The organism is Pseudomonas sp. Yb2C2, assembly GCF_052112325.1.
Taxonomy (GTDB): domain Bacteria; phylum Pseudomonadota; class Gammaproteobacteria; order Pseudomonadales; family Pseudomonadaceae; genus Aquipseudomonas; species Aquipseudomonas marginalis.
Map to the genome: position 1 here is coordinate 162,363 of NZ_JAVAJK010000013.1, position 22,492 is coordinate 184,854.

24 protein-coding genes are annotated in these 22,492 nt (G+C 64.0%); 7 read left to right on the plus strand and 17 right to left on the minus strand.

Translation table 11 applies throughout. The features are described from left to right. Position 1: 1 nt before the first annotated feature. Genes Q8X51_RS19275 through Q8X51_RS19300 form a run of 6 tightly spaced genes read right to left on the minus strand, consistent with a single transcriptional unit; the run spans position 2 to position 5,845 of the window. Positions 2–1,369 carry an NAD(P)-binding domain-containing protein gene (locus Q8X51_RS19275; RefSeq protein ID WP_065946537.1) on the minus strand — a complete coding sequence of 456 codons (1,368 nt, stop codon included), beginning with the start codon at positions 1,367–1,369 and terminating at the stop codon, positions 2–4. 20 nt (positions 1,370–1,389) lie between these two features. Further along, on the minus strand, positions 1,390–2,256 hold the full coding sequence (gene purU, locus Q8X51_RS19280; protein WP_065939724.1) for a formyltetrahydrofolate deformylase: 867 nt from the start codon (positions 2,254–2,256) through the stop codon (positions 1,390–1,392). A gap of 30 nt (positions 2,257–2,286) precedes the next feature. Then, positions 2,287–3,417: an aminomethyltransferase family protein gene (locus Q8X51_RS19285; protein WP_407694387.1), complete on the minus strand. Its 1,131-nt coding sequence runs from the start codon at positions 3,415–3,417 to the stop codon at positions 2,287–2,289. A 30-nt stretch (positions 3,418–3,447) separates the two neighbouring features. Next, complete coding sequence (locus Q8X51_RS19290; RefSeq protein ID WP_065926404.1) at positions 3,448–4,464, minus strand: heme-dependent oxidative N-demethylase family protein; 1,017 nt, start codon at positions 4,462–4,464, stop codon at positions 3,448–3,450. A gap of 11 nt (positions 4,465–4,475) precedes the next feature. Continuing rightward, positions 4,476–5,405, minus strand: a complete 930-nt coding sequence (locus Q8X51_RS19295; protein ID WP_065946539.1) for a PDR/VanB family oxidoreductase — start codon at positions 5,403–5,405, stop codon at positions 4,476–4,478. Then, positions 5,402–5,845 (minus strand): dimethylamine monooxygenase subunit DmmA family protein, encoded by a 444-nt coding sequence (locus tag Q8X51_RS19300; protein WP_065926402.1) that lies wholly within the window; start codon positions 5,843–5,845, stop codon positions 5,402–5,404. The genes Q8X51_RS19295 and Q8X51_RS19300 overlap by 4 nt, the downstream gene beginning before the upstream one ends. Positions 5,846–6,095: 250 nt before the next feature. On the opposite strand from Q8X51_RS19300, the gene Q8X51_RS19305 reads away from it, so the two are divergent. Genes Q8X51_RS19305 through Q8X51_RS19315 form a run of 3 tightly spaced genes read left to right on the plus strand, consistent with a single transcriptional unit; the run spans position 6,096 to position 8,511 of the window. After that, entirely contained in the window at positions 6,096–7,142 is a 1,047-nt protein-coding gene (locus tag Q8X51_RS19305) for an ATP-binding protein (protein ID WP_065926408.1), read from the plus strand. Beyond that, a complete protein-coding gene (locus Q8X51_RS19310; RefSeq protein ID WP_065926401.1) occupies positions 7,111–7,770 on the plus strand; it encodes a response regulator in 660 nt (219 codons plus the stop codon). Before Q8X51_RS19305 ends, Q8X51_RS19310 begins: the two co-directional genes overlap by 32 nt. Next, positions 7,771–8,511 carry a PAS domain-containing protein gene (locus Q8X51_RS19315; RefSeq protein ID WP_065946542.1) on the plus strand — a complete coding sequence of 247 codons (741 nt, stop codon included), beginning with the start codon at positions 7,771–7,773 and terminating at the stop codon, positions 8,509–8,511. Between the two features lie 279 nt (positions 8,512–8,790). Here Q8X51_RS19315 and Q8X51_RS19320 read toward each other — a convergent pair whose 3' ends face one another. From Q8X51_RS19320 to ribBA, 5 genes are all read right to left on the minus strand, one after another. Next, positions 8,791–9,945 carry an ABC transporter ATP-binding protein gene (locus Q8X51_RS19320; RefSeq protein WP_315871574.1) on the minus strand — a complete coding sequence of 385 codons (1,155 nt, stop codon included), beginning with the start codon at positions 9,943–9,945 and terminating at the stop codon, positions 8,791–8,793. Positions 9,946–9,962: 17 nt separating this feature from the next. Then, the gene (locus Q8X51_RS19325) at positions 9,963–10,772 is read right to left on the minus strand and encodes an ABC transporter permease (RefSeq protein WP_010567348.1); all 810 of its coding nucleotides are present in this window, start codon (positions 10,770–10,772) and stop codon (positions 9,963–9,965) included. A gap of 6 nt (positions 10,773–10,778) precedes the next feature. Then, a complete protein-coding gene (locus Q8X51_RS19330; protein WP_065946543.1) occupies positions 10,779–11,696 on the minus strand; it encodes an ABC transporter permease in 918 nt (305 codons plus the stop codon). Continuing rightward, positions 11,693–12,718 (minus strand): ABC transporter substrate-binding protein, encoded by a 1,026-nt coding sequence (locus tag Q8X51_RS19335; RefSeq protein WP_027603596.1) that lies wholly within the window; start codon positions 12,716–12,718, stop codon positions 11,693–11,695. Before Q8X51_RS19335 ends, Q8X51_RS19330 begins: the two co-directional genes overlap by 4 nt. Before the next feature lie 228 nt (positions 12,719–12,946). Beyond that, positions 12,947–14,056, minus strand: a complete 1,110-nt coding sequence (gene ribBA, locus Q8X51_RS19340; protein WP_407694881.1) for a bifunctional 3,4-dihydroxy-2-butanone-4-phosphate synthase/GTP cyclohydrolase II — start codon at positions 14,054–14,056, stop codon at positions 12,947–12,949. 69 nt (positions 14,057–14,125) lie between these two features. Here ribBA and Q8X51_RS19345 point away from each other — a divergent pair, with 69 nt between their 5' ends. After that, the gene (locus Q8X51_RS19345) at positions 14,126–14,419 is read left to right on the plus strand and encodes a DUF1330 domain-containing protein (RefSeq protein ID WP_065946546.1); all 294 of its coding nucleotides are present in this window, start codon (positions 14,126–14,128) and stop codon (positions 14,417–14,419) included. A gap of 77 nt (positions 14,420–14,496) precedes the next feature. Here the strand turns inward: Q8X51_RS19345 and Q8X51_RS19350 are convergent, their stop codons facing one another. The 6 genes from Q8X51_RS19350 to Q8X51_RS19375 form a co-directional block, all read right to left on the minus strand. Beyond that, complete coding sequence (locus Q8X51_RS19350; RefSeq protein WP_065926395.1) at positions 14,497–15,060, minus strand: NUDIX hydrolase; 564 nt, start codon at positions 15,058–15,060, stop codon at positions 14,497–14,499. Between the two features lie 2 nt (positions 15,061–15,062). Further along, positions 15,063–15,815, minus strand: a complete 753-nt coding sequence (locus Q8X51_RS19355; protein WP_027603600.1) for a GntR family transcriptional regulator — start codon at positions 15,813–15,815, stop codon at positions 15,063–15,065. Between the two features lie 130 nt (positions 15,816–15,945). Beyond that, entirely contained in the window at positions 15,946–16,431 is a 486-nt protein-coding gene (locus tag Q8X51_RS19360; RefSeq protein WP_027603601.1) for a flavin reductase family protein, read from the minus strand. Between the two features lie 12 nt (positions 16,432–16,443). Further along, positions 16,444–17,925, minus strand: a complete 1,482-nt coding sequence (locus Q8X51_RS19365; RefSeq protein WP_315871576.1) for an aldehyde dehydrogenase — start codon at positions 17,923–17,925, stop codon at positions 16,444–16,446. Continuing rightward, positions 17,922–18,755: an alpha/beta fold hydrolase gene (locus Q8X51_RS19370; RefSeq protein WP_027603603.1), complete on the minus strand. Its 834-nt coding sequence runs from the start codon at positions 18,753–18,755 to the stop codon at positions 17,922–17,924. The genes Q8X51_RS19365 and Q8X51_RS19370 overlap by 4 nt, the downstream gene beginning before the upstream one ends. Before the next feature lie 39 nt (positions 18,756–18,794). Then, positions 18,795–19,385: an amino acid synthesis family protein gene (locus tag Q8X51_RS19375; RefSeq protein WP_027603604.1), complete on the minus strand. Its 591-nt coding sequence runs from the start codon at positions 19,383–19,385 to the stop codon at positions 18,795–18,797. Positions 19,386–19,568: 183 nt separating this feature from the next. Between Q8X51_RS19375 and ltnD the strand changes: the two genes are divergently transcribed. From ltnD to otnC, 3 genes are read left to right on the plus strand one after another with little or no spacing between them, the layout of a single operon-like run. Next, entirely contained in the window at positions 19,569–20,543 is a 975-nt protein-coding gene (ltnD, locus tag Q8X51_RS19380) for an L-threonate dehydrogenase (protein ID WP_407694882.1), read from the plus strand. 10 nt (positions 20,544–20,553) lie between these two features. Beyond that, positions 20,554–21,846 carry a 3-oxo-tetronate kinase gene (gene otnK, locus Q8X51_RS19385; protein ID WP_137213081.1) on the plus strand — a complete coding sequence of 431 codons (1,293 nt, stop codon included), beginning with the start codon at positions 20,554–20,556 and terminating at the stop codon, positions 21,844–21,846. Beyond that, positions 21,843–22,487 carry a 3-oxo-tetronate 4-phosphate decarboxylase gene (gene otnC / locus Q8X51_RS19390; RefSeq protein WP_065946550.1) on the plus strand — a complete coding sequence of 215 codons (645 nt, stop codon included), beginning with the start codon at positions 21,843–21,845 and terminating at the stop codon, positions 22,485–22,487. The genes otnK and otnC overlap by 4 nt, the downstream gene beginning before the upstream one ends. Positions 22,488–22,492: the final 5 nt, after the last annotated feature.

The window sequence follows — 22,492 nt, forward strand, 5'->3', positions numbered from 1 at the left end:
ATCAGCCGACCGACTTGATGGGGGTCGCGGGCTCGCCCAGGTACGCCGCCATCGAGTCATCCAGGGCCTGCAACCACGGCGTGTGGTGCGGCGGCGACTGGGTGCCGGTCATCAGCGAGCGATAGGACTTGTCGCGATAGCCCATGATGTTTTCCGCCTTGTCGTGCTTCCAATGCAGGAAGGTTTCGTTGACGGCGGCGATGTCGAAATTCGGGTAGTCGGTGGCGTCCACCAGTTGCTGGATATAGGCGCCCTGGTACTCGAACATCTGCTGGTTGGTTTCCAGGGCCTGTTCCCGTGCGTGCCACGCTTGGCTGTCGGCGACCATGTCGGCGTGGCCGGGCAGTTGAATGCGCCCGAGGATCACGTCGCGGGCATACCAGGCCTGGGCGTCGAACATGTTGAAGGAGTACCACTGGTCCTGCATGCCGAGGTAGATCAGGCGGGGATTGGGTTCCCAAAACACGCCCTTGTAGAGATTCATCGGCCACAGGCGGTTGTCGGTCTTGAGGCTCAGTGCATCGGGCAGGAACGGGAAGTGGTGCTTGTAGCCGGTGCACAGGATCACCGCGTCGATGTGCTTGCTGCTGCCATCGACAAAGTACGCGCGGTTGTTTTCCAGGCGCTGGAGCAGCGGTTTTTCTTCCCAGTTATCCGGCCAGGCATAGCCCATGGGCGCACTGCGGTAGCAACTGGTGATGCTGCGCGCGCCGTATTTGTAGCATTGCGAGCCGATGTCCTCGGCCGAATAGCTGCTGCCGACGATCAGCAGGTCCTTGTCCTTGAACTCCAGCGCCTCGCGAAAATCGTGGGCATGCAGGATGCGCCCGGCGAACTGTTCGAAGCCTTCGAAATACGGCACCTTGGGCGTGGAGAAGTGGCCGCAGGCGTTGATCACGTAGTCGAATGCTTCACAGGTCAAGGTGTCGCTGGTGTAGTCGTGGGCGTAGAGGGTGAAGCGCTGGCTCTGTTCGTCGAAGGTGACTTGGCGCACCACATTGTTGAAGCGGATGTAGTCGCGCACGCCGGCCTTTTCCACGCGGCCCTTGATGTAGTCCCACAGCACTTCACGCGGCGGGTAGGAACCGATGGGCCGGCCGAAATGCTCTTCGAAGGTGTAGTCGGCGAACTCCAGGCATTCCTTGGGGCCGTTGGACCACAGGTAGCGGTACATGCTGCCGTGCACCGGCTCGCCGTTCTCGTCGAGGCCGGTGCGCCAGGTGTAGTTCCACATGCCACCCCAGTCCTGCTGTTTTTCAAAGCACACCAGCTCAGGGATGGCGGCGCCTTTGTCGCGGGCCGACTGGAACGCGCGAAGTTGCGCCAGGCCGCATGGGCCGGCACCGATGATTGCAACACGTAGGGTCATGAGCGTGCCTCCTGAAGGTTTCAGCGAAAGATCACTGTCTTGTCCTGGTTGATGAACACCCGGTGTTCCAGGTGGTATTTCAGGGCTTTGGAAAGGGCCACGGTTTCGGTGTCGCGGCCGATGGCGACCAGCGAGTCGGGCAGGTGGGTATGGTCGACGCGCTGGATTTCCTGCTCGATGATCGGGCCTTCATCCAGGTCGCTGGTGACGTAGTGGGCGGTGGCGCCGATCAGCTTGACGCCACGGTCATAGGCTTGGTGATACGGCTTGGCGCCCTTGAATCCTGGGAGGAACGAGTGGTGGATATTGATCGCCCGGCCCGACAGTTGCTGGCACAGGCCGTCGGACAGGATCTGCATGTAGCGCGCGAGCACCACCAGGTCGGTCTGGGTGTCTTCGACGATGCGCATCAGCTCGGCTTCCTGGCCGGCCTTGGTGTCCTGGGTGATCGGCAGGTAGATGAAGCGGATGCCTTCGCGTTCGGCCATCGCCCGCAGGTCCAGGTGGTTGGAGACCACGGCGGTGATGTGCATGTCCATCTCGCCCTTGCGGTGGCGGTAGAGCAGGTCGGTGAGGCAGTGGTCGAACTTGCTGACCATCAGCAGCACGCGGGTCGGTTGGCGCGAGCTGAACAACTGCCAGTGCATGTCGAAGCCACCGGCCAGGTCGCCGAGGCCTTTGCGCAGGGCGCCGATGTCGCCGCTCACGCCGGTGTTGAAACGGAACACCGCGCGCATGAAAAACTGCCCGGTGAACTCATCGTCGAACTGCGCCAGCTCGCTGATGTAGCACTGCTGTTGGGCCAGGCACGCGCTGATCGCGGCGACGATCCCGGACGCCGCCGGGCAGGTGATCTTGAGAATGTAATGTTCGCGGGAGGCGTCCATCGAAAGCTCCTGAGTTCAGTGAAGGAAGGCTCAGCCCTTGGCCGTGCGCTTGGTTTTCTGCGGGTCGTCGAAGGGCAGGGCGTGGGTGCTGGCGCTGGCCTCAAGGCTGCCGCGAACCTGCAAGGCAATACCGGGTTCGGAACAGGCGACGCTCATGCGCGCGATGGCCATCGAGCGTTTGCTCAGGCGCGAATACATGCCGCAGGTGATCACGCCGACTTGCTGGTTGCCCTGCCACAAGGTGTCGCCGGCCTCGGCGGCGCGGACGCCCTCAAGCAGCACGCCGGTGATTTTGAAGCGCTCCTGGCCGCGCAGGCGCAGGTGTTCTTCGGCGCCACGGAAGGCGTTCTTGCCAGGTGAAACAGTGAAATCCAGGCCCATTTCCCAGAGGGTGTCGCCGGCCTTCTGGTCGGCGAAGGGGTACATCTGCGAGTTGTCGTAGGGGAAAAACATCAGCGAGCTTTCCACCCGCAGCCAGTCCAGGGCGGTGAAGGCGCAGGGGATGATCCCCAGGCTCGCGCCTTGTTCGAGGATGCTGTCCCACAGGAACGGCGCATCGGCGGCCTTGCAGAAAATCTCATAGCCACGTTCGCCGGTGTAGCCGGTGCGCGAGATCATCACCGGGCGGTCGAACAGGCGGGTTTGCAGGTGGTGGAAGTACGCCAGTTGGCGGATGCCCGGCACGTGTTCGGCGAGGAAATCCACCGCCAGCGGACCTTGCAGCGACAGGTCGTGCAGGTCGTCATCGAACAGCACCGCCACTTGCCGGCCCTGGGCCGAGCGCACGAGCATTTCATGCCCGGCGCCGGCGCCATGCACCACCATGAACGCGTTGGGGCCGGTGCGGTAGACGATGCAGTCATCGACGAACTTGCCGTCCTCGTCGAGCATCGAGGCATACACCGATTTGCCCGGGTAGAGCTTGGCGATGTCGCGGGTGGTAGCCCACTGCAACAGGCTCTCGGCGTGGGGCCCCACGTAATGGACTTTTTTCAGGCCGGACACGTCCATCAGGCCGGCGCGGGTGCGGATCGCCTGGTGGTGGTCGGCGAGGTCACTGCTGTAGGTCCAGGCAGTGCCCATGCCGTTCCAGTCTTCGAGGTGGGAGCCGAGGGCGCGGTGCCGGTCGGCCAATGCAGAAATACGCCATGAGTGGGTCATGTGAGGTTCCTTGTCGTAGAAGAAGGGGCATCAGGCCTGTGGGTCGAACTGGCTCAGCCACTCGACCAGCGTGTGGCGGTAGCGGGTCATGCCCTTGTAGTCGGCGATGGGGTCGGGCAGGTCGCGCAGCACGCGGTGCAGGCGACAGCCCCAGCCGGGTTGCGTGACCAGCTCGTCCAGGCTGATCAGGTAGGTGCGGATGCTGAACATCACCGCGTGGCTGCGCGGCAGGCGCGCCATCACTTGCAGCTCGACCCGCAGGTGCACCTGCTGGCCGACGTTCTGCGCGGTGATCCGGCCGCGATCGGCGCCCCATTCATGGAAGGTTTCCGGCGACGAATCCAGGCGCGGGTTGATGGTCAGGGTCCAGTTCAAGCGCCGTACCGGCTGGCCGACCTGCAGGTTGAGCAGGTACTTCAGCGCCCGTTCGAACACGCCCATCTGATGGGCCATGGGCACCGGTGCGTGCCATTGCTTGAAACTCATGCCGGCGTCGAACGCCAGCGACCAGTCGGCCGGGCTGGTGACCAGGCCGGCGTCCATGTACAGGTCGCCGTCGCGCTGGTCGAGCAGGGCGAAATCCCCCTGCACCTGGCGGCCGATGTACTCCAGCGGCGCACAGGGCAGGCTGCTGGCATCGCCGAAGATGAAGGCCTGGTCGATGTCCAACAGGTGGTTGCGCCACTGCCAGCGCTCGCCGTTTTGCGTCAGGCTGAACGACTGCGGGTAGTCGGCGGCCAGGTGTTCCATGATCATCTGCAGCGCATCCCAGGCCGCCACTTGCATGTGGGGCATCACCAGGTAGCGGCGTGGGTCCTTGTCCAGCACCAGGGCGCGCTCGGCCATTTCCGAGCGGTAGTGCTCGTCGATGTCGAAGGCGTGCTCATAGATCGAGCCGGGGTCGCGGGAGATGGCCGGTTCGATGTTTACCGAGTACAGGTAGCTGTCCTCGATAAAGGGAAAGGGGAAACGCCGGATCGCTGCCGGGCTGTTGCGAAAGCTGAAATCGTCGCGATAGCTCAGCACGGGGCTCGTTTGCAGGGGCATGGCACTCACTCCTATAGGTCCAGCGAAACGCAGGGGCCGCTGCCGCGCGAGACGCAGGGCATCAGAAAGTCGGCCTGCTCGGCCGGGCTGAGGAAGCTGTCGCGGTGTTCGATGGCGCCGCCCTGGTGGCGCGTGATGCACTGGCCGCAGACTCCGCCACGGCACAGGTTGGGCACCTGTAGTCCGGCGTGTTCCAGGGCTTCGAGCAGGCTTTGCTCGGCCTCGACCCGCAGGCGTCGGCCGCTGCGCAGCAGCTGCAGGTCGAATGGCTGGCCGGGTTGTGCGCCCTTGAAGGCTTCCGAATGCACACGCCTGCTCGGCCAACCGAGGCGTGTGGCGTGTTGCTCAACCGCCTCGAGCAAGGGCTGCGGGCCACAGGTGTAGACGTGGCTGCCCAGCGGCCGGTTGCCGAGGATTGGGTTAAGGTCCGGGCGCCGGTCGTAGGTGTGCAGGCGCGGGCCGAGACGCTGTTGCAGCTCGTCGAGATAGGCGTCGCTGAGGCCCCGGCGGAACAGGTAATGCAGCTCGAAGTTGGCCTGCTGTTGTTCCATCGCGGCGATATAGGCCATGAACGGCGTGATCCCGATCCCGGCGGCGATGAGGATATGCAGGTGCGCGGTGCCATGGGGCGCGAACAGATTGGCCGGTGGTGAAATCTGCAGGGTGTCGCCGACCTGCACCTGCCTGTGCAGGTACTGCGAGCCACCGCGCGAGGCGTCTTGCAGGCGCACGGCGATGCGGTAGTGCTGGGTGTGCGCCGGGTCGCTGGTGAGTGAATAGGCGTTGCGCACCGTGCCCTCGCCCAGCGGCAGGTGCACCTGCACATGGCTGCCGGGCGAGAAGCCGGGCAGGCTGCCCGTGGCGGGCGTCAGGGTGAATTCGCGCACCACCGGCGTGAGCATGCGTGCGGCGCTGACCTGGACGTTGAGGGCCGCGCTCATGGCTGGAACCCCGCGTAGGGTTGGTCGGGGTTGATGCACACGCCGAGATACGCCCCCAGGCGCCGGGAAAAATGCGTGCGGACCTCCAGCCCGACGTGGCAGCCGATGCAGTTCAACAGCGGCTCCGGCCCGGCCGCCTGGGTCAGGCCGCAGTGTGCGCAATACACCTGGCGCAGGCCGGGGATGCAGGTCATGTCGATCTCGTCGTGTTCCAGGCCAGCGACGCGGGCCTCGCCGTGCACACGCCAGATAAAGGCTTCGTCGCCCAGCAGGTAGAGCCGGCAGCCCACGGTGGCGCTGGCCAGCGCCTGTTGCAGGCGTCGCGCAAACTCGGGGTGTTCGCCGTTCAACAGCACGGGCATGTGCAGTTCGCTGATGAACGCTGCGCTGGCGGCGGCTGATTGCATCACCACGATGGGGCGGCTGCGGGTAGGCGTCATGCGGGCTCTCCACGGTGTGTGTTTGTTTCCTGTTGGGAGAGATACTTTCCTATGGGGAAAATCTTCTCAATCTGGAAAAAGGGCTATGCCTTTGGAGATAAGCCTTGCGCGCCGGCCATTCGGGGCATGGAAGTTGCTGGGCCTTTCGACCACACAGAGCAACCGGACGGGGAGTTATCAAAGAGTGCTGACACGACCAAAAGGCTGGCCGCTCTGGTTGGGGCCTGTACGCGCCGAACAGGCGCGCAGCGTGCGCAGGTTGTTGGCCGGGTTGCCCTTGCACGCTGACGGTGCCTTGTCGGGTTTCCTGGACCGTTTCGACGCACTGCTGCCGCCTGCCCGGCTTAACCTGATCCTCGGCGGCGAAGACCTGGGCCCGACGCGGCGAGGGTGGGTCGACGGCTGCCAGGCGGTCGCGCGTTGCCCCTGGCGCGACGCCAGCGTGACGGACGCTCCCCAAGCCTGCGGACCTTGCCGGCAACGGGGCGTGCACCGTCTGGTGTGCGCCTTGCCCGAGGGTGAAAAGGGCGCATTGCTGCTCGACACCCCCCGGCGCGCCGGTGCCAGTTGGCGCCAGTTACTGGAAGAGGCGGCGCAGGCGGTAGGCGTGAGCGTACGCCTGCGCAGCCACAACCGTGAGCAGCAGCGCAAACAGGCGACCTCCCGCCACGGCGCCCTGGCCCGTGAGCTGCACGATTCGGTGGCGCAGCAGTTGGGCTACCTGTCGTTCCAGGCCCATGGCTTGCAGTCGCAGCTGGGCGAGCCGGCACTGCAGGACTTGTGCACCGGCCTGAGCCAACTGCAACGCCAGGTGCGCGAGCTGATCACCAGTGCGCGCCTGACCATGGACGGGCGCTCGCTGCGCCAGGCCCTGGCCGATTCGGTCGCGGAGTTCTCGCGGCGCTGCATCATTGTCTTCGAACTCGACAACCGCCTGGCCGACGACGCCCTGAGCCCGGAAACCGAATTGCAGATCCTGCAGATCATTCGCGAGGCCCTGGCCAATGCGGTGCGGCATTCCCACGCGCGCCACGTGCGCATCGAACTGCGCCAGACCCAGGACGGCGACGCCTCGGTGTCGGTGGAAGACGATGGCATCGGCTTGATCCCGGCCTGCGACGAGCACAACCATTTCGGCCTGGCGATTATCCGCGAGCGCGCCGCCAGCATCGGCGCACGGCTGAGCATAGAAGCGATCCGCCCGCACGGGGTGCGCGTGCACCTTGGCCTGCGCCGCCACCACGATCTGCCACAGGGGAGTCTCGATGGACTGCACGACCTTATTACTGATCGATGATCACCCGTTGTTTCGCAAGGGCCTGGCGCAGTTGTTCGATGCCAGCGGCGACTTCGAAGTGGTGGGGCAGGCGGCCAGCGGCCGCGAGGGCATCAACCTGGCCGTGAGCCTGACGCCGCAACAGGTGCTGCTGGATTTGCACATGCCTGGCCTCAGCGGATTACAGGTGCTGGATGAGCTGCGCCAGTTGCGCCTGGATTGCCAGGTGGTGGTGCTCACCGCCTCCATGGACCGCGCCGAGCTGCTCACGGCCTTGCGCCTGGGCGCCAGCGGTTATGTGCTCAAGGAAACCGAGCCGGATGCGTTGCTGGCGTATATGCGCAACTGTCACAAGGGCGCGATCGTGCTGGATTCGAGCCTGATTGCCTTGCTCGCCGACCAGGCCGAGCCCACGCAAGCGTGTGAGGCTGCGGGCAGCGAAAACCTTACCGAGCGCGAAGGCCAGACCCTGGCGCTGATCGCCGCCGGCATGAGCAACAAACAGATCGGCCGGGAGCTGGGGATCAGCGACGGCACGGTGAAAATCTACGTGCGCAGCCTGTTGCAGAAGCTCGGCCTGCATTCGCGCCTGGAGCTGGCGGCCTGGGTGCACAGCGGTGCCTTGATGAAACACGAGGAGCGCCACTAGATGAGGGACAGCCCCGAAGCGTTTGCGCCCCCGCCGATTGACCTGATGGATTGCTTTCCCGCCGCCTTATTGCAACTGCGCGACAACGGCCAGATCGCCCACTTCAACCTGGCCTGGGCCGAGTTGATGGGCCCGCCGGGCGCGGAGCGCAACCTGATGGACTACGTGCACCAGGAAGACCGCCCGCTATGGCGCCAGGCCTTGAATGAACTGCGCCGCCGCCCCGACACCTCATTCAACCAGCGCCTGCGCTTTGTGCACCCCAGTGGCGAACTGCGCTGGTTCGAGATCAGCCTCAAGCGCGGCCCCCAAGGCTTCTATTTGGTGGCCGGGGACGTTACTGCCCACAAGCGCCGCGAAATCGCCTGGCAGGCCAGCCAGCGCAGCAGCATGAGCTTGCTCGACAGCATGCCGGGCCTGATCTATCGCGGCCGCAACAACCGCGACTGGACCATGGAATTCGTCAGCGCCGGCTGCCTGCAACTCACCGGCTACCCTGCCGAACGCCTGGTGGACAACCATGAGTTCACCTACAACAGCCTGATCCTGGCGCAGGACGCTGACTACGTATGGCGCGAGGTGCAATATGCGTTGTCACGGCAGGAGCCGTTCGAGCTCAATTACCGGATTCGCTGCGCCGACCGCTCGATCAAGCATGTGTGGGAGAAGGGCGTGGGGATTTATGCGGATACCCGTGAGGTGTTGGGGATCGAGGGGGCGATTTTCGAGCGCAAGAGTTGACGGATAAACGCACTTCAAATGTGGGAGGGGGCTTGCCCCGATGAGGGAGTGTCAGTGAATGCATCTTTAACTGACACAACGCTATCGGGGGCAAGCCCTAATGCCAGTCAGTTAAGCGTACATCGCCTCCTGTAGGAGCGAGCTTGCTCGCGAAAAACGTCAACGATAACGCGTGCTTCCTGAATGAACGCGGCGCCTGTGAGTTTTTCGCGAGCAAGCTCGCTCCTACAAAAAGCCTTAACTGACTGGCATTAGGGCAAGCCCCCTCCCACATGGGATTCAATGCGCGCCTGCGGCCTTGTTCAGATCACTCTCCGCCCACTGCGTATACACACACGCATCCGCCGTCGCCCAGCGCACACGCACCGGGTCGCCGGCCTTGAGGGGCATGCCCGCGGCGGACAGCGCCTTGACTGTCATCGATGTGCCGCCGAGGGTTTTCACTGTGCAGGTCTGGCTTTCGCCGAGGAACAGCACCTCACCCACAATCGCCGACACTTCATTCCAGCCCGCCGCCAGCGGTTGCTCAGCGGCCTGTTCGACACTCAGCGCCAGGGCTTTTTCCGGGCGTACCATCAGCAGCACCTCCTGCTCGGTGTGCAGGCCGCTGGTCAGGCGGATCGACACGGATCGGCCTTCGAACGCCGCCGCCGCGTTGCCCTGGGCCTTGAGCTTGAGGAAGTTGGAGTTGCCGAGGAACGACGCCACGAACGCGTTCGGCGGGTTCTGGTACAGGTCGAAGCCGCTGCCCAGGCCGACGATCTTGCCGTGGCTGAAAATCGCGATGCGTTGGGACAGGCGCATGGCTTCTTCCTGGTCGTGGGTCACGTAGACGATGGTGATGCCCAGGCGCCGGTGCAGTTGGCGCAGTTCGTCTTGCAGGTCTTCGCGCAGCTTCTTGTCGAGGGCGCCGAGGGGTTCGTCCATCAGCAGGATGCGTGGTTCGTACACCAGCGCGCGGGCGATGGCGACCCGTTGCTGTTGGCCGCCGGACAATTGCGAAGGGCGGCGATGCGCAAATTGCTCAAGCTGCACCAGCTTGAGCATGGCGTCGACGCGCTTTTCGCGTTCGGCGCTGGCCAGTTTGCGAATCGCCAGGGGGAAGGCGATATTGTCGCGCACCGACAAATGCGGGAACAGTGAGTAGCGCTGGAACACCATGCCGATGTCGCGCTTGTGCGGCGGTACGTTGACCAGCGATTGGCCACTGACCAGGATCTCGCCGCTGCTTGGCGTTTCGAAGCCGGCAAGCATCGACAGCGTGGTGCTTTTGCCCGAGCCGCTGGAGCCGAGGAAGGTGAGGAATTCGCCGTCCTGGATGTCCAGCGAGATATTGTCCACGGCAGCGAATTCGCCGTAGTGCTTGTTCAGGTTGCGCAGGCTGACCAGGGGTTGGCCATGGCTCTGCGCGACATCGTTGATCACTGCACTCATGTTCTTCTCCTCGGCGCTCAAGCGCGGGTTTCGGTACGCCGGCGAACGGCGGCGGCAATCACCATGACCAGCACCGAGAGGCCGATCAGCAGCGTCGACGCGACGGCGATCACAGGCGTCAGGTCCTGGCGCAGGGTGGTCCACATTTTTACGGGAAGGGTTTGCAGGGTCGGGCTGGCCATCATCACGCTGAGCACCACTTCGTCCCACGAGACCAGGAAGGCGAACAGCGCACCGGCGACCATCCCCGGACGAATCGCCGGAAAGGTCACCTTGAACACCGCCTGCAACCGCGAGGCGCCGCAGATCACCGCCGCGTCTTCGATCGACTGGTCGAACAGTTTCAGCGAGTTGATGATCGAGATGATGGTGAACGGCAGCGCCACGATCACATGGCTGACCACAAAGGCGAACATCGTGCCGGTGTAGCCAAGCTTCAGGAACAGCGCGTACACCGCCACGGCGATGATCACCAGCGGCACGATCATCGGCAGGGTGAACAGGCCGTAGAGCAATTCACGGCCGGGGAAGCGCCCGCGCACCAGGGCAAAGGCGGTGGGCAGGCCGAGGGCGACGGCGAATACGGTGGTCAGCACGGCCACCTTGAGGCTGGCCATGGCTGCGTTCATCCAGTCGGCGTTGGAGAAGAACTGGCCGTACCATTTCAGCGTCCAGCCCGGCGGCGGGAACACCAGCCATTGCGACGAGCCGAACGACAGCAGCACGATGAACACGATCGGCAGCAGCAGGAACAGGCCGATCAACCCGGTGGTGGTGTAGAGGCCCAAGCGCATCCTGCGGCTCATGGCATTGGGGGTCAGGAGCATGACGGCTTACCTCGCGTTGCTGGCGCCAACCGGGGATTCCGGCTGAAGCTTCAGGTAGAAGTAGAACAGCACCAGCGTGATGAAGATCAGCAACGCGGCGCCGGCACTGGCCAGGCCCCAATTGAGGAACGATTGCACCTGTTGGATGATGAACTCGGGCAGCATCATGTTCTGCGCACCGCCGAGCAGTGCCGGGGTGACGTAGTAACCGAGGGACATCACGAACACCATCAGGCCGCCGGAGAACAACCCCGGCCGGCACAGCGGCAGGAACACGCGCAAGAAGTTGGTCCACGGGCTCGCGCCGCAGATCGAGCCGGCCTGCAGGATCATCGGGTCGATGGCCTGCATGGTCGCCTGCAATGGCAGCACGATGAACGGGATCATGATGTAGCTCATGCCGATCACCACGCCGGTGAGGTTATGCACCATCTCCAGGGGCACATCGATGATGCCCATGGCCATCAGCGCCTTGTTGATCACCCCGGAGGCTTGCAGCAAGACCAGCCAGGAGTAAGTGCGGGCGAGCAGGCTGGTCCACATCGACAGCAGCACAATATTCAGGATCCAGCGTCCCCAGCCGCGCGGCACCAGGGTGATCGCCCAGGCCAGCGGAAAGCCCAGCAGCAGGCTGAACAGGGTCACCAGGCCCGCCACCGAAAAGGTGTTGAGCAGCACCCGTGCATAGGCCGAGTTGGCGAACAGCTGTTCATAGTTGCCCAGGCCCGGCACCGGCTCCAGCACACCGCGCAGCAGCAGGCCGATCAGCGGCGCCAGGAAGAACAGGCCGAGGAACAGCAGGGCCGGGATCAGGTTGCTCGAGCCCCGCCAGCGCTGTGCCAGGGACGGCGCCCCGGCCTTGGGCGAAACCGCGCCGGCAGCGCCGAGGGCGCTCCCGGTCGGTGTGGTTGCCGTCATTTTCATTTGACTAGCCATTCATTCCACCGTGTCGCAATGGCCGGACCGTTCTTGGCCCAGTAGGCGAAATCGAGGGTGATCTGGTCCTTGACGTAGGCGGTCGGCAGGTTCGGCGCGAGCACCGAATCCAGGCGCTGCACGCTGTCGATGTTCACCGGTGCATAGGCGGTCAGGTTGGAGAAATCTGCCTGGCCCTTGGCGCTGCTGGCGTTGGCCAGGAACTTCATCGCCGCCGCTTTGTTTTTCGATCCTTTAGGCACGACGAGGATGTCGGCCATGACCAGGTTCTGCTTCCAGCTCACGCCCACGGGCGCGCCGTCTTCCTGCAGGGCGTGGATGCGACCGTTCCAGAACTGGCCCATGCTGACTTCGCCGGAGGCCAACAACTGTTGCGATTGCGCACCGCCGCCCCACCAGACGATGTCTTTCTTGATGGTGTCGAGTTTCTTGAAGGCGCGGTCCAGGTCCAGGGGGTAGAGCTTGTCGGCCGGGACGCCGTCGGCCAGCAGCGCCAGTTCGAGCACGCCGGGGCTTGGCCATTTGTAGAGGGCGCGCTTGCCGGGGTAGGTCTTGGTGTCGAACAGCGCGGTCCAGTCCTGGGGCTTGCCGGCGCCGAGCTTGCCTTCGTTGTAGCCGAGCACGAAGGAGAAGAAGAACGAGCCCACGCCATGGTCGGAGACGAAGCGCGGGTCGATCTTGTCGCGCTGGATCACCGAGAAGTCGAGGGGTTCGAGCAGGCCTTCGGCGGCGGCGCGCAAGGCAAAGTCGGCCTCGACATCCACCACGTCCCACTGCACGTTGCCGCTTTCGACCATAGCCTTGAGTTTGCCGTAGTCGGTGGGCCCATCCTGGACCACGGTAATGCCGCTGGCCTTGCTGAACGGGTCGGCCCAGGCCTGCTTCTGCGCATCCTGGGTGCTACCGCCCCAGCTCACGAAATTGACGCTTTCGGCCGCCATGGCCGCGTGAGTGGCCGTGGCCAATAAACCCGCGAACAGCACTGCGGTTGCACGTTTGTTCAACACCATTTTCACGCCCTCATTTGTTTTGTTATTGAGCGGGCTTGGTAATGCCCGCCTATCGGGAGCAGTAGGTCCATCCGGGGCCTCTAATCGAGGCCCCAAAAGGCGACCGTGCCAAGGGCTGTTATTGGTGCTCTCCCTGGCGGGCGCACTTGGCGGAAGCGTTCGGTCTATGGAATATCATATTATGGTATTCCAAACTTTGTGCAAGCATTTTGCCTTACCGGTTATCCGTCATTCGGTGAAGGGAATGCTCTCGACCACCTCCAGGTCGTAGCCGGTCAGCCCGGCGTATTTGAGGGGCGGGCCGAGGTGACGCAACTTGCCGACGCCGAGGTCCTGCAAGATCTGCGCCCCGGTGCCCACTTCGGAATAGATGCGCGACTGCGAGCGGTTGAACTGACGCGGTGCTTGGGTCAGTTGCGGCACGCGTTCCAGCAGCGCCTGGGACGACTCATGGTTGGCCAGCACCACCACCACGCCGCTGCCTTCAGCGGCGACACGTTGCAAGGCCGCCCACAGCGTCCAGTTGGACGGGCCGCTGTAGTCGGCACCGACCAGGTCGCGCAGCGGGTCGATCACATGCACGCGCACCAGCGCCGGGGTATCGCGGCGCAACTGGCCCATCACCATGGCCATGTGCACGCCGCTGTCGATGCGGTCTTCAAAGGTGATCAGGCGGAACGTGCCGTGCACCGTGGGCAGGTCGCGTTCGCCGATGCGCACCACGGTGCGTTCGGTGCTGAGGCGATAGTGGATCAGGTCGGCGATGGTGCCGATCTTGATGCCGTGCTTGCGCGCGAAGATTTCCAGTTCCGGGCGGCGGGCCATGGTGCCGTCGTCGTTCATCACTTCGACGATCACCGACGCCGGGGTGTGCCCGGCCAGGCGCGCCAAGTCGCAGCCGGCTTCGGTGTGGCCGGCGCGCGTCAACACGCCGCCATCCTTGGCGCGCAACGGGAAGATATGCCCCGGCTGCACGATGTCGGCCGGCCCGGCATTGACATCTACGGCCGCTGCCACGGTGCGTGCGCGGTCGGCGGCGGAGATGCCGGTAGTCACGCCGCTGGCGGCTTCGATGGACACGGTAAACGCGGTGCTGAACACGCTGCCATTGCTCGGCACCATCTGTTCCAGGCCCAGGCGCTGGCAGTGTTCGTCGGTGAGGGTCAGGCAGATCAGGCCACGGGCTTCGCGAGCCATGAAACTGATAGTCTCGGCGGTACAGCAGGCCGCAGGCAGCAACAGGTCGCCTTCGTTTTCCCGGTCTTCGTCGTCCACCAGGAGCACCATCTTGCCTTGGCGGTAGTCTTCGATGATGTCTGCGATGCTGTTGAAGGACATGGAGAGTGCTCGATTTGTTGGTTGTATGTATTATGGTATACCACAAAAACTCAACAAGAGGATGTCACGATGAAGGCCTACTGGATTGCCCATGTGGATGTGTCCGATGCCGAGCAATACACGCAGTACACCCAGCGCGCGCCGGCGGCGTTTGCGAAGTTTGGCGGGCGGTTCCTGGCCAGGGGCGGGCGCAGCGAGGCAATGGAAGGCGGGCCGGCACGGCAGCGTAATGTGGTGATTGAGTTTGAGAGCTATGAGCAGGCGGTGGCGTGTTATGAGTCCGCTGAATATCAGGAGGCGAAGGCGCACCGTGAAGGGGCGGGGCTGGCGCAGATCATCATCGTGGAAGGGCTGGCGCGCTGATTTTTCCAGGTATAAACCGATTCAAATGTGGGAGGGGGCTTGCTCCCTCCCACATTTGGACCCGGTTTACCTGAAGATCAGCGGATAAAGTGGATCTTGCCGCTGTCGTCATTACCGATATAGATGCCATACACCCCAGCCTGGCGTTCCTCGATATACCGTTCGAGAATCTGCCGGATCGCCGGGTAGTAGATGCTCTCCCAGGGAATCTCCTCGGGCGCGAAGAACTTGTAGTCGAGGGTTTCCGGGCCGAACTGGCCGGTGATCTCCAGCGCGATGGCGCGGAAGATGATGTACACCTCGCTGATCCTGGGCACGCTGAAGATCGAGTAGGGCGAGAGGATCTCGGCGCGTACGCCGCTTTCTTCCCAGACTTCACGCAACGCCGCCTGCTCAGTGGTTTCGCCACCTTCCATAAAGCCGGCAGGCAAGGTCCAGGTGCCCGGGCGGGGCGGGATCGCCCGTTGGCACAGCAGGTATTTGCCGTCCTGCTCGATGATGCAGCCGGCGATGATCTTGGGGTTGATGTAGTGGATATAGCCGCAGCCCCGGCACATCAGGCGCTCATGGGTATCGCCCGGTGGCAGCTGGTGACCGAGGTCACTGCCGCCGCATGTCGGGCAAAAACTGGGGCTGGCCAAGGTCAGTGACCTATGCGCGGTTCTTTCAGCGCGATGGGCAGGGTGATTTCCGGAATCTTGCCGGTTTCTTCCTGTTTGCGCTTGAGGTAGTCCAGGGCCACAGCGGCGGCGGCGCGCACGTGATCGACGCAGGCCTGGTGGGCCGCCAGCGGGTCGCCGCTCTTGATCGCCTGGACCATGCGTTCCATTTCCTGGTTACTGGTGCCGCGACGGTTTTCCTGGGACACCGAGGTGGCGCGCAGGTAGCTGATGCGCGCTTGCAACTGGCGCAACTGGGTGGCCGCCACATGGTTGCCCGAACCTTCAAGCAGCACGTCGTAGAAGCCCTGGACCGAGTCGATGACCTGTTGCAGCTCACCGTCCTTGAGGGCCTTGCGGTTTTCTTCCAGGGCTTTTTCCAGGGCCTTGATGTCCTTGGCCTTGGCGCGCAGGGTAAACAGCTGCACGATCAAGCCTTCGAGCACGCAGCGCAGTTCATAGATGTCGACGGCGTCGGCCAGGGTGATGATCGCCACCTGCGGGCCCTTGGCATCGGCGAATTCCACCAGGCCTTCGGACTCCAGGTGACGCAAGGCTTCGCGTACCGAGGTGCGGCTGACGCCGAGGCGGTCGCACAGGTCGCGCTCCACCAGGCGGTCACCGGGCAGCAGTTGGAAGTTCATGATGGCGCTGCGCAGTTTTTCCAGCACGATTTCGCGCAGGGTGACCGGGTTGTGATTGACCTTGAAGCTGTCGTCGAGGGGCGCGCGTTTCATGGGGTCTGCTCTGAATTTAGCGGTTAACTGGAGGCCTCGGCCGGCCGGGGCCGATTGAGGGCCGAAAATCGTGCCCAAGTTTATCATGCTGCGTTCCTTAAGCGACAAACCCTCACGGCCCCCGCGCGCCTCAGGCCAGGGCCGGCAGCGGGCCCAGCTTGCCCTTGTGGTAGATCATCGGCGTGACCGGCTCCTTGGGCAGGATCAGGTTCTTTACCGCGCCGACGATGATCGCGTGATCGCCGCCGTCGTATTCGCGCCACAGTTCGCACTCAATGATCGCCGTGGCCTTGGCCAGCAGCGGGTTGCCCAACTCGCTCAGGTGCCACTCGATGCCCTTGGCCTTTTCCTTGCCTTTGCTGGCGAAAGCATAGGCCTCGGCGGTCTGGTCGGCGGACAGCAAGTGGATCGCGAAGCGCTTGCTGTCGCGCAGGATCGGGTAGGTGTCCGACCCATAGTTAGGGCAGAACAGCACCAGCGCCGGGTCGATCGACAGCGCGCTGAACGCACTGGCGGTAATGCCGACGATACCGCCGTCCGGGTCGAGGGTGGTGACCACCGTGACCCCGGAGGGGAATGAGCTCATGACGTCTTTGTAAATGCCGGGTTCGATCATGGTCGGGGTCTCTTAGCGCATCACGAAAGGATCAGGCATGGGCGCCTGGGAGAGGTTGATCCACACCGTCTTCAGCTCGGTGTAGGCGAGCACCGAATCAATGCCGCTTTCACGGCCGTAGCCGCTGTTCTTGAAGCCGCCGATAGGCGCCATTGCCGACACGGCACGGTAGGTGTTGACCCAGATGATCCCCGAGCGCACGTCCCGCGCCAGGCGGTGGGCGCGGCCGAGGTCGCGGGTCCAGATGCCGGCGGCGAGGCCGAATTGCGAGTCGTTGGCGATGGCCAGCGCTTCGGCTTCGTCCTTGAAACGGATGACCGAGGCCACCGGGCCGAACACTTCTTCCTGCATGATCTTCATCGAGTTGCTGTCGCACTCGAACAAGGTTGGCTCATAGAACCAGCCTTCACCGAGGTTCTGCGGGCGTTTGCCACCGGTGCGCAGGCGCGCGCCTTCAGCGATGGCATCGGCGACCAAGCCCTCGACCACGGCCAGTTGCTGTGCGGTGGCCATGGGCCCCATTTCGCTGGCGTCGTCCTGGGGGTTGCCGATGCGGATGCGCTCGGCACGCGCCACCAGGCGCTCGACGAATTCGTCGTAGATCTCATCCTGCACCAGCAGGCGCGAACCGGACACGCAGCTCTGCCCGGACGCCGCGTAGATACCGGCAATCGCACCGTTGATGGCGCTGTCGAGGTCGGCGTCGGCAAAGATGATATTCGGCGATTTGCCGCCCAGTTCCAGGGACAGCCTGGCGAAGTTCTCCGCGCTGCTGCGCACCACGTGGCGGGCCGTGGCCGCGCCGCCGGTGAAGGCGATCTTGCGTACCAGTGGGTGGCGGGTGAGGGCGGCGCCGGTGCTGGGGCCGTAGCCGGTGACCACGTTGACCACGCCCGGCGGGATCCCGGCTTCGAGGGCCAGGCGCGCGAGTTCGAGGATAGTCGCCGAGGCGTGTTCCGATGGTTTGATCACGATGGTATTGCCCGCCGCCAGGGCCGGCGCGAGTTTGATCGCGGTCAGGTACAGCGGGCTGTTCCACGGAATGATCGCGGCGACCACGCCCATGGCTTCGTGCACGGTGTAGGCGAACAGGTCCGGCTTGTCCAGCGGCAGGGTGCCGCCTTCGAGCTTGTCGGCCAGGCCGGCGGTGTAGTGGAAAAACTCCGGCAGGTAGCTGACCTGGCCACGGGTTTCGCGGATCAACTTGCCGTTATCGCGGCTTTCGAGCTGGGCCAGTTGCTCCTTGTTGTCGGCGATCAGGTCACCCAGGCGGCGCAGCAATTTGCCCCGTGCGGTGGCGGTGAGGCCACGCCAGGCCGGGCTGTCGAAGGCGCTTTGGGCGGCCTGCACGGCGCGCTCCACATCGGCCTCATCGGCGTCGGGCAGTTGCGCCCAGGGTTCGGCCAGGGCCGGGTTGAGGCTGTCGAAAGTCTTGCCGGACAGGGCATCGACCCATTCACCGCCGATGCACATCTGGAAGCGTGCGAGTGTCATGCAACGATCCCCTTGATTGGATTGTTTTGGGCGTACACCGTGTCGAGGAAGCCCAGCAGCAGCTGGTTGACCAGGCGTGGCGATTCTACCGGCATCATATGCCGTTGCTCGGCCAGCACCGCAACGGTGGCGCCGGGAATACGATCGGCCAGTTGCCGGGCCATTTCCGGGGTTGAACCGGGGTCGAGTTCGCCGGTGGCGACCAGGGTCGGTACGCGCAAGCCCTTGAGGTCGTCGGCGCGGTACATGTCCTGGGTCGCAAACAGTTCGTAGGTAGTCAGGTAGCCCTGGGGGTCGTTGCCCGCCAGGGTTTCACGCAGGGCGGCGATCTGCGCCGGGTTGGCCGCCTGGTATTCACGGCTGAACCAGCGCGACAGCGCAGCTTCGGCATTCGCATCCGGGCCGTGTTCGGCGGCCTGGGCGGTGCGTGCGATCACGCCGGCACGCTGTTCGGGGCTGCGGTTGAACACACTGTTGAGCACTACCAGGGATGTGAGGCGCTCGGGGTAGTGCAGGGCAAACGCCCGGGCGACCAGGCCGCCCATGGAAAAACCGATCACCGTGGCCTGGGGCAATTGCAGGTGGTCGAGCAGCTCCAGCAACTGATCGGCATACCCCAGCAGCGGCGTGCCGGCGGCCGGGCGCGGGCTGGCGCCATGGCCGAGCATGTCATAGGTGATCACGCGGTAATTCGTGGCCAGGCCAACGACTTGCCCGCCCCACATTTCTTTATTCAGGCCCACGCCGTGGATCAAAACCACAGGCTGGCCTTGGCCGGTCGCCAGATAACTGGTGCCAGCCGGGGTGCGTTCAGCGGTGAGCCGAATCATGGAGCGCTCCTGCATGCTTTTTGTTTTGGCCGGTCTTGCTTACTGGGCTTTTTCAGCGGCCAGCTCTTCCAGGTCGATATAGCGGTTGCCGATACGAGGGTGCAGGCGGCCGCCATCGGCGCAGCCCAATACCACGACGATTTCATCGGCACGCGGCGAATCCTCGATGTGCATTTCCAGGGTGATGTAGTGCGAACGCAGGCCTTCGTCGTCCTTGTGCATCATCGGGATCTGGATCGAGGTGCCCGGGCCGCCGCGCTTGTTGGTGAAGCTCAGGTAGCTCTTGGCCTTGACCGCTTCACGGTAGTGATTGCCGAAGCGCAGGGTATGGATGATCGCGCTGGCGTGTTCGATCTCGCCATCGGCCCCGACCACAGCAGCCTTGCCATACGCCTCGATGTTTTCGGCGCCGCCAATGATGCCCACCAGGCGCTCGACCATCAGCGCGCCGAGGTCGGAGCAATTGGCCCGGATTTCCGGCTTGAGGTCTTCGACGAAGCCACGACCCAGCCATGGATTCTTCAGCACCACGGCGAGGCCGACCATCTTCACCGGGGTATCCGAGGCCTTGCCGCCTTCGATAAAGGTTTCTTCAACGTAGCTGACGATCTTGCGAATTTCGAAACTCATGAGCGGCTCCATCAGGTGTGGGGGAGTGGATTGCGTATGATGGTATACCATAATACGCAAAGCACAAGCGTCGCAAATGAGTTTGCGTGGGTAAGGCGATAAAGGGGGTGTGAAATTCTTCTTGGGGTGATGTTAAAAAATGTTAGATCGAAAAAATACTTCACATAATCCGTTCATTGGTGGATGATCGATCCCAATTCCAACGCGGCTCGCCGGTGTGGTGTCAGCCGCCGTTTTCCCCTGGAGTACCCCATGAATAATAAGAATGTCGGTGTGATCGGTCTGGGCGCGATGGGGCTGGGCATTGCCCGCTCGCTGTTGCGCGCAGGTTTCAATGTGCATGCCTGTGATGTACGCGAGGCGGTTACCCGGCAGTTCGCCGGCGAAGGCGGGGTGGCGTGCGCGTCGCCGGCGCAGATGGCCGAGGCCTGTGATGTGCTCATCACCGTGGTGGTCAACGCCGAGCAGACCGAGACCGTGCTGTTTGGTGAGGGCGGTGCCGTGGCGGCGCTGCGTCCCGCCAGCCTGGTGATCGGCTGTGCCACCGTGGCCCCGACCTACGCCGTGGACCTCGGCCAGCGCTTGGGCGAACACGGCCTGCTGTACCTGGATGCGCCGATTTCCGGCGGTGCGGCCAAGGCCGCCGCCGGTGAGATGACCATGATGACCTCCGGCCCGCAGGCCGCTTATGCCAAGGCCGATGCAGTGCTGGCGGGCATGGCCGGCAAGGTGTATCGCCTGGGCGAGGTCCATGGTTTGGGCTCCAAGGTCAAGATCATCAACCAGTTGCTCGCCGGCGTGCACATCGCCGCCTCCGCCGAAGCCATGGCCCTGGGCCTGCGCGAAGGCGTGGACGCCGATGCCTTGTACGAGGTGATCACCCACAGCGCCGGCAATTCCTGGATGTTCGAAAACCGCGTGCCGCACATTCTCAAGGCCGACTACACGCCACTGTCGGCGGTGGATATTTTCGTCAAGGACCTCGGCCTGGTGCTGGATACCGCGCGTGCGAGCAAATTCCCGCTGCCGTTGTCGGCCACTGCGCACCAGATGTTCATGCAGGCTTCCAGCGCCGGTTTTGGCCGCGAGGACGACTCGGCGGTGATCAAGATTTTCCCCGGCATCGACCTGCCGACTGCCAAGCCCGAGCCGGTGTAAGGAACGCTTTATGACTAACCACACCACGCGCCCGTTGCTGGGCTGCATCGCCGACGATTTCACCGGCGCCACCGACCTGGCCAACATGCTGGTGCGCGGCGGTATGCGCACGGTGCAGAGCATTGGCATCCCCAGCCGCGAAGTCGCGGACGGGCTGGATGCGGACGCCATCGTCATCGCCCTCAAGTCGCGTACCACGCCGGTCGCAGAGGCTGTGGAGGAATCCCTGGCCGCGCTGGACTGGCTGCGCGAGCAGGGCTGCGAACAGATTTTCTTCAAGTATTGCTCGACCTTTGACTCCACTGCCGCCGGCAATATCGGCCAGGTCAGCGAGGCCTTGCTCAAGGCGCTGGGCAGTGATTTCACCCTGGCCTGCCCGGCGTTCCCGGAAAACGGCCGGACGATTTTCCGTGGCCACCTGTTTGTGCAGGACCAGTTGCTCAATGAGTCGGGCATGCAACATCACCCGCTGACGCCCATGGGCGACGCGAATCTGGTGCGCGTGCTGCAGAGCCAGACGCAACTGCCGGTCGGGCTGCTGCGGTACGACAGCATCGCCGCGGGCGTCGAGGCGACCCGTAAAAAAATCGCCGAACTGCGCGAGCAAGGCGTGGGCATTGCCATCGCCGATGCGCTGTCCGATCAAGACCTCTACACCCTCGGCAGCGCCTGCGCCGACTTGCCTTTGCTCACGGGTGGCTCGGGCCTGGCCTTGGGTTTGCCAGGCAATTTCCGCCGTGCCGGTAAGCTGCGCGACTTCGATGCGGCGACGCTGCCGACTATCAGCGGTGGCGAGGTGGTGCTCGCCGGCAGTGCCTCGGTAGCGACCCTCGGCCAGGTCGCGGCCTGGTGCGAGGCGGGCCGCCCGGCATTGCGCATTGATCCCATCGCCCTGGCTGCCGGTGAACCGGTGGTGGCGCAGGCGCTGGCGTTTGCCCGCGACAGCGCACACACCGTATTGATCTACGCCACCAGCACCCCCGCCGAGGTCAAGGCCGTGCAAGAGCGGCTCGGCGTCGAACGCGCCGGGGCCCTGGTGGAGAACGCCTTGGGCGAGATCGCCGCGGGCTTGCGCGAGCAAGGCGTGCGGCGTTTCGTGATCGCCGGCGGGGAAACCTCCGGCTCGGTGGTCAAGGCCCTCGGCGTCAACCTATTGCAGATTGGTGCGCAGATCGACCCTGGCGTGCCGGCCACCGTCAGCAGTTCCGCCGAGCCGCTGGCGCTGGCGCTCAAATCCGGCAACTTCGGTGGCCGTGAGTTCTTCGCCAAAGCCCTCGCGCACCTGGCCGGAGGTGCCCAGTGACTGGCATCGACGAACAGGCCCTGCGCGAAGAAATCTGCGATGTCGGCCACAGCCTGTACCAGCGTGGCTACACCGTCGGCAGCGCCGGCAATATCAGTGCGCGCCTCGACGATGGCTGGCTGATCACCCCCACCGATGTCTGCCTCGGGCGCCTCGTGCCAGGCGCTATTGCCAAGGTCAACCTGAAGGGCGAGTGGGTGTCCGGGGACAAACCGTCCAAGACCCTGGCCCTGCATCGCCAGGTGTATGACCGCAACCCCTCGGTGGGCGGTGTGGTGCACACCCACTCCACCCACCTGGTTGCGCTGACCCTGGCAGGCGTGTGGAGCGCGGAGGATATCTTGCCGCCGCTCACGCCTTACCAGGTGATGAAGGTCGGTCACATTCCCTTGATCGGCTATCAGCGTCCGGGTTCGCCCAAGGTCGCCGAGCAGGTCGCGCAACTGGCCAACAGCGTGCGAGGGGTGATGCTCGAACGCCTGGGGCCGGTGGTCTGGGAGAGTTCGGTGGCCAAGGCCAGCTACGCCCTGGAGGAGTTGGAAGAAACCGCACGGTTGTGGTTGATGAGCAACCCCCGGCCGGCGCCGTTGGATCAGGCTGCACTGGATGAATTGCGCGAGACCTTCGGCGCGCACTGGTAACCCGC